Raw genomic sequence first — 13,884 nt, 5'->3', positions numbered from 1 at the left:
TCGATAAATGAAAAATGGAGTTTATATAATTTTTTTGCTGGGTTTACTTCTTTTGAACGCCTGTAAGGAAGGAGATAAAATAGGTGAAATCCTAAAAAAAGAACACCCCAATGTACTTTTTATTGCGGTGGATGATCTCAACAACATGTTAGGGGTTTTGGATAGGTATTCCAATACCAAGACCCCCAATCTGGATAAATTGGCTGCAAGGGGCGTAATGTTTTCCGACGCCCATTGTCAGGCTCCTTTGTGCGGCCCTTCAAGAGCCTCCTTAATGACAGGTCTACGGCCTTCCACAACAGGGATTTATGGTATGATAAATGACAATAAGATTCGCTCGGAAAACCCGGCGACCAAGGACATTATTATGTTGCCCGAATACTTCGGGAATAATGGATACCATACCATGGGTATTGGGAAATTGTTTCATGACCATGCTCCCGATGGTGTTTTGGACGAATCCGGTGGCAGGGTAAAGGGTTTTGGACCATATCCTCCGGAACGCTTGGTTTGGGACGGTTATGGTACAGCTGACAGGGAAAAATATGGAAGAACGAGTACGGACTGGGGAGCTTTTCCCGAAGCTGATTCTTTAATGCCCGATCATAAATCGGTGGACTGGGTAGCCGAACGCCTGAATATAAAGTATGACAAACCCTTTTTTATGGGAATCGGGTTTTTACGGGTACATGTACCCTTGTATGTTCCGCAAAAATGGTTCGATATGCATCCGCTGGATAGCATAAAAACAAGGCCATATAGGAAGGATGATCTTAACGATGTTCCGCCAATTGCGCTACAGATCAATGATCTGCCCATGATGCCCTCTACGGAATGGGCCATTGAAAGTGGGGAATGGCCTAAGATTATCCAGGCGTATTTGGCCTGCATTAGTTATGTGGATTTTGAAATAGGTAGATTGATAGATGCCTTGGATAATAGTAGTTATGCAGATAATACGGTTATTGTCCTGTGGTCCGATCATGGATATCGATTAGGGGAGAAGGGCACCTTTGCCAAGCATGCCCTGTGGAATTCCGCTACCAATGCACCGCTATTTTTCGCTGCGCCCCAATTGCCAAAGGGTAAGATAATGGATACACCGGTAGAAATGCTTTCCATTTACCCAACCCTTTTGGAATTATGTGGGTTACCTGCCTATGAAAGAAATGAGGGTAAAAGTTTAGTGCCTTTAATGCAGGATAAAGAAGTGGACGAACCTTATGTGGCCATAACGACATTTGGAATGAACAATCATACCGTAAAATCCGATAAGTTTCGTTACATCCAATATGAAGATGGGGGAGAAGAGTTTTATGATCATCGATACGATAAGAACGAATTCGCCAATCAAGCTGAAAATCCCGAATATCGAAAGGAAATAGAGCGGCTAAAAAGGTACTTGCCCAAAACCAACGTGCAATGGGATCCAAATTCATCCTATACCTTTCAACCCTATTTCGTAGAAAATAAAGCTAGGACCAGCGGATCGGACGGCAGCCCGATAAGGGTTATTGGAGCGCCTCAATAAATATTCCGAAATCTAGTTGCGTATCGGATCTTTCGGCCTATTCATTCTGCTCTAAAGTGGTAAAATGGACAGGACAGAGCAGGATGCACTTGCCTTGGCCTATAGGTACTTTTACAATGATATCAACTACTAAACAATTACTATCTTGAGAACAACAATTCAACGAGTTACACTTATACTTCTTCTATGTATAATCACTTCTTTTTCGATGAAAAAGGCAGAAGTAATAAACCTGGTCACCGAATATAAAATAAACCCCATAGGTATTGACGTGCTTAAACCAAGGTTGGGTTGGCAATTAAATTCGGGCGAACAAAATGTAATGCAGACCGCCTACGAAATTAGGGTGGCCAATTCTAAGAAAGATCTGGAAAGCGGAAAAAATCTTATCTGGTCTTCACAAAAAGTTGAGAGCGACCAATCTGTGAATGTGGTTTATGGCGGACCTGCGCTTACCTCCATGCAACGCGTATATTGGCAGGTAAGGATCTGGGACAATAAAAACCGTTCTACCTCCTGGAGTAGCCCAGCGTTATGGGAAATGGGTATTTTGGATAGGTCATTATGGACCGCATCATATATTGCCATGGACGATATTACCACTGAAAAGAAATCGCATCCTTCCCAGTATTTTAGAACTGAGTTCAAAACCAAAAAAGCAATTAAATCTGCCAAAGTCCAAGTTACTTCCTTAGGTGTCTACGAATTATATTTGAACGGGGAAAAAGTGGGCAACGATCTTTTTACTCCAGGATATACTACTTATAATAAAAGGCTTCAGTATCAAACCTATGATGTAACTGAAATGTTACAAGGCAATAACGCTATAGGAGCCATTGTGGGAGATGGTTGGTACCGCGGTAACATTGGTTGGAAAGGCGACTATGCCTTTTATGGTAAACAACTTGCATTATTGGTACAGCTTAACATCAATTATACCGATGGTACCAATGAGACCATTGTGAGCAACGGGGAGTGGAAGGCTTCCTATGGCCCCATTTTGGAATCCGATATGTACAACGGGGAGAAATATGATGCCCGTCTTGAAATGGACGGTTGGGCACAAAGCGGATTTGATGATAACAAATGGACAAAGGTCCAAATCCTTGACCATTCCAAGGAAATATTGGTGGCTCCCCAAGGTCCTCCTGTAAAGGCCATTGATGAAATTAAACCCAAAAAGTTGATTACTACCCCTAAAGGGGAAATTGTATTGGATCTAGGTCAGAATATTGTTGGATGGGCACGAATGCGTGTAACAGGTAACAAAGGTGACCGTGTTATCTTAAAGTTTGCCGAAGTACTGGATAAAGATGGTAACTTTTATACCAAGAACCTCCGTGCAGCCGAGGCGACCGACATGTACACCTTGAAAGGTGATGGAGAGGAAATATTTGAACCCCATTTTACATCCCACGGATTCCGATATATTCAGGTAATAGATTACCCGGGTACCTTAAGTCTGGATGATATAACGGGGATAGTCATTCATTCTGATATTGCTCCTACTGGAAGTTTTACGACCTCAGACCCTATGATCAATCAACTACAAAGCAATATTCAATGGGGGCAAAAAGATAATTTCTTGGATATCCCTACCGATTGTCCTCAACGCGATGAACGGGCAGGTTGGACAGGGGATGCCCAGGTATTTAGTATGACCGCTGCCTATAATTTTGATGTGGCCGCCTTTTATACCAAATGGCTAAAAGATTTAGCCCTGGACCAACACGAGAACGGGTCGGTAACCAATGTAGTTCCGGATATACTTACTGGGGGTGAAGGCGTAAGTGCCCAAGGTGGGGCCACCGGATGGGCCGATGCTGCCGTAATTATTCCATGGACCGTATACCAATCCTATGGTGACAAAAGAATTTTGGAAGAACAATATGAAAGTATGAAAGCCTGGGTAGATTTTATAGCCGTAAAATCAGGTAAAGATTACCTATGGAACGACCCCAAGCATTGGCATTGGGGCGATTGGTTGGCCTATAACGCGGATAAGCCCGATTACAATGGTTCGGTTACCGAGAAAGATTTGATCGCGACCGCCTATGCCTATTATTCCACAACACTTTTAGCTAAAATAGCCGCCATTATTGGTAAAACGGAAGATGTAGGCAAGTATAAGGAACAGGCCGTAAATATAAAGAAAGCCTTTATACAAGAGTATATTACCCCCAACGGTCGCTTGGTATCCCATACGCAAACGGCTTATGCCATGGCCATTTCCTTCGATTTGATTCCTGAAGGTTTAATTGAAAAATCGGCGGCATATTTTGCAGCGGATATAGAGAAATTCGGCCACTTGACCACTGGATTTTTAGGTACCCCCTTACTCTGTACTACACTCTCTAAAATAGGTCGCGACGATTTGGCCTTTATGTTGTTAAATAGAAAGGAATTCCCTTCTTGGCTTTATCCTATTACGATGGGAGCCACTACCATTTGGGAGCGTTGGGATACGCAGAAACCCGATGGCACCATTATAGAAGGCATGAACAGCTTTAATCACTATTCGTACGGCGCTATTGGGGAATGGCTCTATACCCATGTGGGCGGATTAAGAATTGACCCAGAGAACCCGGGATACAAGCATATCATTTTTGACCCGCACCCAGGTGGAGGTTTAACTTCTGCAGATGCTGAATTTTTGTCCCTTTACGGAAAAATAAAATCTGCATGGGAAGTTAAGGATGGGAAATTTCATTATGAAGTTGTGATTCCGGCCAATACCACGGCCAGTGTTACTTTACCGGAAGCCACCCCGGATAGCATTCATCTCAATAACAGCAAGCTGAAATCAGATTTGTTAAAAACATTGAGGCAAACGGATGAAGGTGTGCAACTGGAATTGGGCTCAGGCACCTACCAATTCAGCTATCCTTCAGAAAAGTTGAAACTTTAGCACCAGTAGCATATGATGAAACAAAAACCCCGACGAACTGTCGGGGTTTTTCAATTTAGGCATTGCCCAGAGTTGGTACTGGAATTACGGATCAATCTTAAAAGTTGTGCTTAAATTAGAAAAGATAGAATTACTTAATTTAAGTCGAAATTGAAAAATTATTGATGATTATTGAATGCTCTTGAACATTGCCTTCGAAGTCCATTGTTTGGACATTCTTCTTCCGTCGTGGAGATGTCATGGCCGTAAAGAATTATTGAAGCCTTGGAAATAATTTAGGCCATGGCATCGGTCCTTAAAATCCAGAGATTTTAGGGGCCACCTAGTGAAGAAGGGTCTTTTCTTTTGTTTCGTTTTATTCATTGCATGTCTATTTTGCAATATGGTATTCATGAACCTCCTGCGTCGGTTTCTTTGGACAAGCAAAGAAAATGAAAGAAGTAGATATTCATGAACTTAGTGCGTCGGTTTCTTTATACATCAAAGAAATCGAAGTTTCACGAAAACCTATTAAAAACAATAACAACCACTTGAGTAAAATGAAAGGATAATTTCAATATATATTAATCGATTTTTTCCACTACATAAAACCTAAGATTAAAAAGCACAAGGCATTACATTAGTCCCAGTCTTTGCCGAAACTATCAGTTAAGGATAATCCATTATTTGAATAATTAATCAAATACCGAGAAATTACCAATGCCCTCTAATTAAGCGCTTAAAATAAACTTAATCTTTTAGATTATAAATTCATTTTTTTCAGCTCTGCAACTGCATGATTTGCCGCTCTTGCCGTTATGGCCATATAGGTCAAGGAAGGGTTTTGGCAGCCTGCAGAGGTCATACAAGCACCATCAGTTACATATACATTGGGTACTTCATGAAGTTGATTATATTTATTTAAGACCGAAGTCTTAGGGTCTCTGCCCATCCTAGCAGTTCCCATCTCGTGTATACCTCCACCCATATAGGACTCTCTATGATTGGCCCTTACCTCTTTAAAACCGGCATTTTCCAGCATTTCCTGCGCTTGTTCTATCCAATCTTTTTTCATACGCTTCTCATTTTCCTTAAACTCTGCATCAAATACAATAGTGGGCAGGCCAAACTTATCCAGTTTGTCATAATCCAGATACATATGGTTCTCGTGGTACGGCAATACTTCTCCGAAGCCCCCTAGATTAATTCGCCATTCTCCTGGTTGAAACACGGCCTCCTTAAATTCCTTTCCATAGGCATACTCCGGGATGAACGTACTAAAATCACTACGGCCGGCACTACCTTGATAACCATATCCCCTTATGAAATCTAATTTTTTGGAAGAATTATTTACGTTTCTAAACCTAGGAATATAAAATCCGTTAGGTCTTCGTCCTTTATAATACTTATCATCGTATCCGTCAATTTTTCCATTGGCGCCCCCGCCCAATTGATGGTCCATAATGTTGTGGCCCAATTCCCCACTTGCATTGCCCATTCCGTTCGGGAAAGCCTCTGATATGGATTGCATCAATATGGCCGTAGAGGCCATGGATGAGGCACATAGAAATACAATTTTAGATCTAAACTCCAACACTTCCTTAGTGTTGGCATCGATTACTCTAACCCCTGTAGCTCTCTTTTTATCCTTATCGTATAGTACCTCGGATACAATGGAATCTGGCCTGATGGTCATATTTCCAGTGGCTTCTGCCATGGGTATTGTTGACGAATTTGAACTGAAGTAGGCACCATAGGGGCAGCCGCGCTTACATCGGTTTCTGTACTGACAGCTAATCCTTCCTGCCCCGGGTTTTGTGCCTTCGGTAATATGTGCCACCCTCCCGATAGTTAAAACCCGATCATCGTAATTTTCTGAAATGCCTTTTTTCAAATGTTCTTCCACACAGTTCAATTCCATAGGCTTTAAGAACACACTATCGGGCAAATGAGGTAGCCCTAAAGCTTCGCCACTAACACCAATATGTTTTTCTACATGGGCATACCAAGGCTCAATATCTTTGTAACGTATGGGCCAATCAACCCCAATGCCGTCCTTGGCATTGGCTTCAAAATCCAAATCTGACCAACGATAGGTTTGTTTTCCCCATATCAGAGATCGGCCACCTACCTGTGTACCTCTAATCCAATCGAAACGTTTTGCTTCGGCATAATCATATTCCGAATCGTCATTAAAGAAATGCCGGGTAGTCTCATCAAAGCCCCAACGGGATTGTTTGGGATATTTTGCCTTTATTTTTGCTGGGGTCTCCCCAGCATTGGGCAGATCCCAAGGATCAAGGTTCATAGTGGGATAGTCCTGCACGTGTTTTACCATTCTTCCACGTTCCAAAACCAAGGTTTTAAGACCGTTCTCGCATAGCTCCTTTGCCGCCCAGCCGCCACTTATTCCTGTTCCTACTACAATGGCGTCAAAAGTATTGTTGTTAGATTCTACTGACATTCTCTTTAATTAAGTATTAAAAGTTAGCCCGGTTATAGGCCCAAAAGGCACTATGAATGGGCAATCCAATCATTGTTTCAATTGTTTTTTCATAATTGTATAGCAATCAAGAATGAAAAGATATTTAAAATTAGTATTTAGAATAAAAGAACGTTTCCTGCACTGTACTGCTATGAGGTGTTGAACTTAACACATAAGATGTGCAATCCGTTCTTAAACCATAAGGTGCTGGTTAAAGATACCAAATTGGAATTATAGAAATATGATTTATTTGTTTTCTGGACGAATGCAGAATTATGTAAACCCTATAATCCAATACGTTATTCCACTCTTGTTTCCACTATTTCACTGGGCACAAATCCAATCCTATAGGCTTGAACAATTAGCCCACTTCCCGCTGGAACTTCAAATGGTTTTTGATATACGGACCATACTTTTGGGGTAGTGCCGTTCTTATCTATTATTTTATACCCTATAGAAGCTCCTTCAGTAGCACATTCAAGTGTTATTTTATTGTTGGAGGAGGTTATGTTGGGTGCTGAGGTTATGGGTTGGGTTTTGGCACCGTTCCAAAGCTTGGATATCAATTCTTTTTCAGGAAGGTTGGGCACATCCCCAATTTCATTTAGCCACCGATCCATTTCGGCTCGTAATTCTTCCATTTTTTTACTGTAATCCGGGTTTTGGGCCAAATTATGTAATTCATGGGGATCGGTAATGCAATCATACAATTCTTCCGGATCCTTTTGTTCCCTAAACCAAAGTGCTTGTGTGCTATCCAAATTCCCTTCATCACGCAAACGCAACAATTCCTGCATGGCAGGAATCCTTTCCCTGTAATCCACTGGTAAATAATATCCTTGTTCCGGTCTGTAATTTCTTATATACTTAAATTGGTTATCGCGAACGGCACGGATGGCATCAGTAAATCCATCAAAACGATCTGCGGCACCATGAATATATTTGCGCTCGTTTTCGGCCTTATATTTCCCTAAAAACGCCTGTCCTTGCATATAGGAGGGAGGCTCAATTCCTATGAGGGATAAAAGGGTAGGGGCAAAATCTACAAAACTGAGCAGTTGGGTATCTTTGGTTCCGGCAAGTTGTTTTTTTGGAAACCTTATGATCATTGGGGTGTTTAAACCGGAATCATAGATCAACCGCTTTTCCCTGGGCAGGGGTCCGCCATGGTCACCATAGAAAAAGATGATAGTATTTTCCAATAGCCCATCCTCTTCCAACTGCTTTAATACGGCCCCGACCTGCTTGTCCATTTCCGCCACATTATTGTATAGCTTCCACATATCCCTCCGTACTTTGGGAGTATCCGGAAGGTATGGGGGAATATCAAACTCTGTATCTTTTGGCAAATGTATTGGCGTTTCCTCTTCTGCCATACGATTTCCATCCCATTTGTAAGATCTATCCCCCTCGTGATAATGCCTTGTTTCTATATTCCTAAAACCATAGGGCTCAAAAAGTCCCGACTCATGTGTTTCCGTAAAATTGAACACTGAAAAGAAGGGTTGATTTTCATCACGATTGCGCCAATGGGCATAGGGACTACTTTCGTCCCAGGCTGTTTTAGGGGCTTCAAATTGATAATCTTCCTTATAATTATTGGAGCAGTAATAACCGTTCATACGAAGTAGTTCACTAACCATACGGGCTTGGGTTGGTGGCACTGCCCCGTAGGAAGGCAACCCGGTAACCTCGGTATAGGACGTGGTGCGCATATGGTTTGCCCCAATACTGGAAGGGTACATCCCCATTATAATGGCAGCCCTACTGGGAGCGCAAACTCCTGAAGTAGAATACAAATTTGGATATACCACACCTTCTGCAGCCAAGCGACTTAAATTAGGTGTCACAATAGTGGAATCACCAAAAGACGGAATGTAGGGGCCCATGTCTTCGGTTACCAACCACAAAATATTGGGTCGCTCGCCCAATTGCATCGGGCTTGCTATTGCATTTTCCTTTTCACTATTCTTGGGCCCTGTTTGGCAACCCACTATTAGGTTTCCGGTTAAAAATAGGGAAAGAAGAAAAGGTTTTATATTCACTTCACGTAAATACATTTTTACTTCTTCTTTGTAACTTGATAGGGTTGAATAAATCAGGGTTAGAATAATTGTTCGACTTTCTTTTTTCATTTTAATTTTGATAGGCTATCCAAAATATGGAACTTACAGGCTTAAGGATTAATTTGCATTTAGTATATTCTTGATTGTTGATCTTAAAGTATGAAATATTTTTAATGCGCTGTATATTTCCGTTATGCGGGTTGGCTTGGTGTAAATCTAACTTACCTTTTAAGGTAACTTCAGTTTCAATAATGTCATCACTAGAATTAGAAAAAAAATAAATATCCTTGCTATCCTTAATTTTATGAATATAGTTAAACTTACCCATATTTGTTGATAATATTGGGTTTGGTGAAAATTCAACATCGGAATCCACATGCCTTTTTATAGTTTTGGATAAATTATCGCCGTCAGGATTGGGAATATGAATTGCCTCCCCTTCAACAGTATTGCTATTGAATTTGATTTTTGAAAGTAAGGGGTCTTCTGGATTCACATTGAATATTTCAAATATTAATTCCTTAACTTTTTCATCTTGTCCCATTTCGGAAGATTTATAAGGTAACTGTCCCGTTGAAATTACCACCCCGCCTTGATCGTAATATTTCTTTATTTTTTGTAACGTTTTTAATGAGATGACTTTACAACCGGTAATTATTATTGCATCGTACTTTTGATTATTTTCACGATTGTTCAAGAGTATGGAACCTTGCTTTATTTCATATTTATCATCCAAAAAATACTCGGGATGGATAAATGTAAAATCGTGCCTAATATCGTTGGTCAAAAAACCACCGATTTCCTGATAGTTGGTTTCTGGGGAAACAAAAAAACCTTGTCTTGGATTTTTTGGGTCCTCAAAACGGTACCAACCTGACAGTTCTTCAAAGGGATATAACACACCTATATTGGCAACACGTTTCCCCCCTTGCAATAACATGCAGGATCTACCTATGTAATTGGAATATGCGGGTAGTGCAGGAGCTAATTTTTTACTGTATGGGGAAACCAAGGGTGGAATATATACCTCATTGGGGTTATACCACATCCCGTGTGGAACTACAAAATTTACACCTCTGGAGAAAAGATCCATTGCAGACCGATATAACATTAACGAGTCAAATGACTGTTCTTTGTAGGCCCCGTAGATTTCTGTAGAAACAACGGGCTTGTCATAATAATCCGCAGCCGAACTTATAAGCTTATGACCGTTTTGACCAAATTGATATTCAATAATGGCGTCTGTTAAAGGTATGGCGGTATGACGGAAGAATTTAAAGATGTCACCGTTCATATCTATCGGGGTTGGATCATAATTACCTGGGGGGTGTCCCGTATCCTTGAGTCCGTTTGTCCGAGTCCATTCCCCAACCAATTTAGGAAACCCTTCTGCCAATAATTCCGCACGGGTATTGAAGAAGGCATGGCGTACGGCTTCAGTATCGGATCCAATATCGTACCAAAGTGCGGGGTACCAAGGTTTAGGGTCGAAACCGTTTAGTTCCTTAAATTTTTTATTGAAAAGACCAGTCCAGGTTCTTGGGTGTTTCCAAAAACCTACATCATCAAAAAAGGTCATTTTAATGGTATTTCCAAAATAGGATTCAAAATTTTCTTTGTATACATCATAAGTAATACGTATCATTTCCCTGACCGCTGTGGTATCCATATAATCAACTACTGGAAATGCTTTATGATAACTGTCCTTGACCATGACGAAGAACATGATTCTCCATGTTCCTTTGGGTACTTGCCATTTAAGAGTTCCATTTTCTACATAATCACTTAGTTCAAAGCGTTGTAATGTTTCTTGGTTCATTGCTACTGCAGAAAGTAATTTGCCCTCTGGTATGTTATCCTTGAAACTAGAAGGTCCTTTTACAATCTTTTCTACCTTATCCAAACGTTTCATGGTATGTTGAGGAAAAAGCTCGCCTATTTTTCCTCCAGCCATTCCACTAGGGAAATCATTATCGTCGTACAATACTACCTTCATATCCAATTCTTCGGCAGTATCCAAAACATCCTGAAAACGGTCTAGATATTGTGGAGAAAGAAACTTGGGAGTTGTACCTGGCTTTCCATTATTTTTTGGTGCTAGGGGTAAAACACTAATACCACTAAAACCAGCCAGTTCTTTGGCATCTTTCATTTGCTTTCGAATGCCTTGGGTAGTGAGTTCACCATTGATGTGCCAAAAGGGCATGGGTTTGTATGCTTCCGGTGGATTTTTAAAATCCTCGATTAAATTTTTTGAAAATTCTTTCTTTTCAGATACACATGAATTATGTAATATTATTATAATTATGCTTAGGATTGTTAGGTTGATATGTCTTGCTTTGTTGTAGTACATTTTAATCATATTAATGGCTATATAGGCTTTCGTTGGGGTTTACTCTGTTTCTGATATATATAAACTATATGTTTCCATACCTGATAGTTTTTCTACGACCATTTTCTTATCAAATTCTTTTTACAATTGTGAATCATAAAGTTTATAATAGTTGGGGTATTCGGCTCCTATACTTTCTAAATAATCAAATAGTCTTCGTTTAGGTACGTTAGCCCCTTCGCTATGATTTGTTCTGGGAATTCCAAAATGGGATGAATATTAATGTCCTGCATAAAGCAATCCCTATCCACTTTAAATATACCTATTGAATCACCATGTCCTGTGGGGGCTTTATTTTTACCTCGTTCCTCCTGTTTATAGTTCTGTGGAAAGCTTTTTACTGAAGGTTCATTTATGCCGGTCCACACTATCCATTGCGATAGGGTTCGGCCCAAAAGGGGTATCCATTCATTATAGTTCAATTTTTTTATGGGGAGTTCGATATCATTTTGTCCAAAAGGATTAGGACTGGTATTGGAGATTAAAAAAGCTATATTTTTAGTTGTTGTTAAATTCTGCACAGCATACTCGTTTAATGGTTGGCAAGCTTAAATGTTCGTTGCCTAGGTTCTTGTGCTGTTGGAAAATCGATTGGGATGACTTGCGTTACCTTACCCGATGCTGCCCATTCCGTTCCCCTCAAAAAGGAAACGATAAACCCAACATTTTCAAAAGAATCGGTATCGTGGCCCAAAGCGTTGTGAAATATACGTCCCTTGCCATATTCTATGGTCATAAGCACAGGTTCTTGACGGTCCGTAGGGGCATTTTCACTTAAATCCTTACCCGTGGCCAATACCGTCATATTTTCGGCCGGACCGCGTAATTTGGCATAACATTCATCAATGCCTGTCATCCACACCTTGGGCATACCCTTGGTTATTGGGTGATCTATGTGTTGAACGGTAACTGGAAAATGGTGTCTGTCCCCATGGGCACCGGCCGCTCCCTCGCTTGTGTCGATCACCTTATTGCCCAAGTTGTCAAAATAAACATAAGGACCGTCTTTTTCGGTCCTATCTCCCCAACCTCCTAAGCCAATCATCTTATTATAGGCTTCCCATTCTGGAAAGGAGTTGTTGGCGGCATGGATACTTACAAATCCGCCTCCATTTTGTATAAAGGCTTCGAACGATTTTTGGGTTTCTATGGGCCATGGAGCTGCCTTCCATCCGAAGTTGGATATAACCACATCATACTTTTCAAAATCAGGATTAAATTCCGGGTCTGTTTTGGGTTGTCCCAATAGTTCACTTTTTCCAGTTTTTGCAAGGGGTAAATAATCCATTTCCCGTTCTGCCTTCCACAGGTATTGGGTACGTTGGATATCAACCTCAAAAAGACCTGTTTCTTCTAGATATTGCTTCATCATAATGGTAGATCTGGGCCAAACAAGATGATTGTTTTGCCCGTCAACGATAAGCACTTTCATTTTACTTTGTGCGGTAATCGATAGAGATAATATCAGTAGGAGGTAAGTGAGGTATAATTTCATGGTCTTGCTAGTATGTTAAGGTTATGAGGTAATGTTTGTTCAATTATCTTCGGAATTTTCTATAAAGTACAACAATATTTTTTTAATATCGTTCACTGTGCCCAAAGTAAGACCGCCATTGGTGGCCCCTGTAATCCAATACAATACCATGCCGGCATCCGAACAATCCCATTTGCCTTTTTGAAATGTAACAACATCGTCAACCTCTGCAATTTTTCCTTGTATCCAGACCCATTGCATTCTAGGATCCAGGTGGTTTTTAGCCCAATCCCATTCCGGTAGTGCTACTTTTAAGTAAGTGTTTTGGTCTGGAATGCGAACTTCTTCGACCCCAAAATCCAATATTTGCTGCCATGTATAAAAATCACCGGCATCATCATTTGCCGGGTGATGTGTGATCACTTTTACATATTTGTGTTTGGATTTTTTTGATGCTGCCAATGCCATTCCAATAATATCCGGTTCACCAGCTTCAATAATCCATAAGGGGTCTTCTTTGGAAGAAGCATTAATGGCTGTACTCAGATCCTTAACGGTTTTTTCTTGTTGCCATTTTGCATCCAAGAAAGTTAGTCCATCAAAACCGCCCCAGCGTCTAGCGGTTACATCGCAGGCAGCTTGCATCAATGCATGTCTTTCCTTTTCAGCCGCTTCTGAAATCCTGTTGTCACCTACCAAATCACAACTGTGTGAATAATGAACCAGTCTATTTTCCAGTCCCGAAGCCCGTAGTAAAGCAATTGAAACTGCGGTTCCGCCAAGGTCATCCGGGTCGGGCGAGTTACCATCGGCGACAATGGCCACTCTCCCACCTGGTGGATTAATCGTTGGGATACCTAATTCTGCAGTGCTATATGCTTTTTCAATTTCTGAGGTATATTGCTTGGAATTATAGTCGTTTTTAGAGACTACGAGCGCAATTTCTTCATTAGAAATTGATATGGAGGGGTCGGCAGCCTGTGCATATAACGCAGATCCACTAATGGCAAACAGAACAAAAAGATATAATACTATATTAAATTTCATGG

8 protein-coding genes are annotated in these 13,884 nt (G+C 40.8%); 2 read left to right on the top strand and 6 right to left on the bottom strand.

Going from position 1 to position 13,884, the window contains the following annotated elements:
* Window positions 1-7 precede the first annotated feature (7 nt).
* A complete protein-coding gene (locus MWU82_RS10715; protein WP_247096362.1) occupies window positions 8-1,531 on the top strand; it encodes a sulfatase in 1,524 nt (507 codons plus the stop codon).
* A 208-nt stretch (window positions 1,532-1,739) separates the two neighbouring features.
* Window positions 1,740-4,439, top strand: a complete 2,700-nt coding sequence (locus MWU82_RS10710; RefSeq protein ID WP_247096361.1) for a glycoside hydrolase family 78 protein — start codon at window positions 1,740-1,742, stop codon at window positions 4,437-4,439.
* Between the two features lie 742 nt (window positions 4,440-5,181).
* Here the strand turns inward: MWU82_RS10710 and MWU82_RS10705 are convergent.
* The 6 genes from MWU82_RS10705 to MWU82_RS10680 form a co-directional block, all read right to left on the bottom strand.
* Complete coding sequence (locus tag MWU82_RS10705; protein ID WP_247096360.1) at window positions 5,182-6,882, bottom strand: GMC family oxidoreductase; 1,701 nt, start codon at window positions 6,880-6,882, stop codon at window positions 5,182-5,184.
* A 320-nt stretch (window positions 6,883-7,202) separates the two neighbouring features.
* Window positions 7,203-9,038, bottom strand: a complete 1,836-nt coding sequence (locus tag MWU82_RS10700; RefSeq protein ID WP_247096359.1) for a sulfatase-like hydrolase/transferase — start codon at window positions 9,036-9,038, stop codon at window positions 7,203-7,205.
* 1 nt (window position 9,039) lies between these two features.
* Complete coding sequence (locus MWU82_RS10695; protein ID WP_247096358.1) at window positions 9,040-11,322, bottom strand: glycosyl hydrolase; 2,283 nt, start codon at window positions 11,320-11,322, stop codon at window positions 9,040-9,042.
* Between the two features lie 176 nt (window positions 11,323-11,498).
* Window positions 11,499-11,882 (bottom strand): hypothetical protein, encoded by a 384-nt coding sequence (locus tag MWU82_RS10690; protein ID WP_247096357.1) that lies wholly within the window; start codon window positions 11,880-11,882, stop codon window positions 11,499-11,501.
* A gap of 11 nt (window positions 11,883-11,893) precedes the next feature.
* Window positions 11,894-12,856, bottom strand: a complete 963-nt coding sequence (locus tag MWU82_RS10685) for a ThuA domain-containing protein (protein ID WP_247096356.1) — start codon at window positions 12,854-12,856, stop codon at window positions 11,894-11,896.
* A gap of 39 nt (window positions 12,857-12,895) precedes the next feature.
* Window positions 12,896-13,882 carry a hypothetical protein gene (locus MWU82_RS10680; protein ID WP_247096355.1) on the bottom strand — a complete coding sequence of 329 codons (987 nt, stop codon included), beginning with the start codon at window positions 13,880-13,882 and terminating at the stop codon, window positions 12,896-12,898.
* Between the last annotated feature and the right edge of the window lie 2 nt (window positions 13,883-13,884).

This window comes from Arenibacter sp. S6351L (assembly GCF_023016025.1).
Taxonomy (GTDB): domain Bacteria; phylum Bacteroidota; class Bacteroidia; order Flavobacteriales; family Flavobacteriaceae; genus Arenibacter; species Arenibacter algicola_B.
The sequence above is the reverse complement of the archived record's forward strand: the minus strand, read 5'-3'. Positions and strand labels throughout refer to the sequence as shown.

Coding starts and splice junctions, on each gene's coding strand:
- MWU82_RS10710 (WP_247096361.1), top strand. CDS start 1,740: ATGAAAAAGGCAGAAGTAATAAACCTGGTCACCGAATATAAAATAAAC.
- MWU82_RS10695 (WP_247096358.1), bottom strand. CDS start 11,322: ATGTACTACAACAAAGCAAGACATATCAACCTAACAATCCTAAGCATA.
- MWU82_RS10685 (WP_247096356.1), bottom strand. CDS start 12,856: ATGAAATTATACCTCACTTACCTCCTACTGATATTATCTCTATCGATT.
- MWU82_RS10700 (WP_247096359.1), bottom strand. CDS start 9,038: ATGAAAAAAGAAAGTCGAACAATTATTCTAACCCTGATTTATTCAACC.
- MWU82_RS10705 (WP_247096360.1), bottom strand. CDS start 6,882: ATGTCAGTAGAATCTAACAACAATACTTTTGACGCCATTGTAGTAGGA.
- MWU82_RS10680 (WP_247096355.1), bottom strand. CDS start 13,882: ATGAAATTTAATATAGTATTATATCTTTTTGTTCTGTTTGCCATTAGT.
- MWU82_RS10715 (WP_247096362.1), top strand. CDS start 8: ATGAAAAATGGAGTTTATATAATTTTTTTGCTGGGTTTACTTCTTTTG.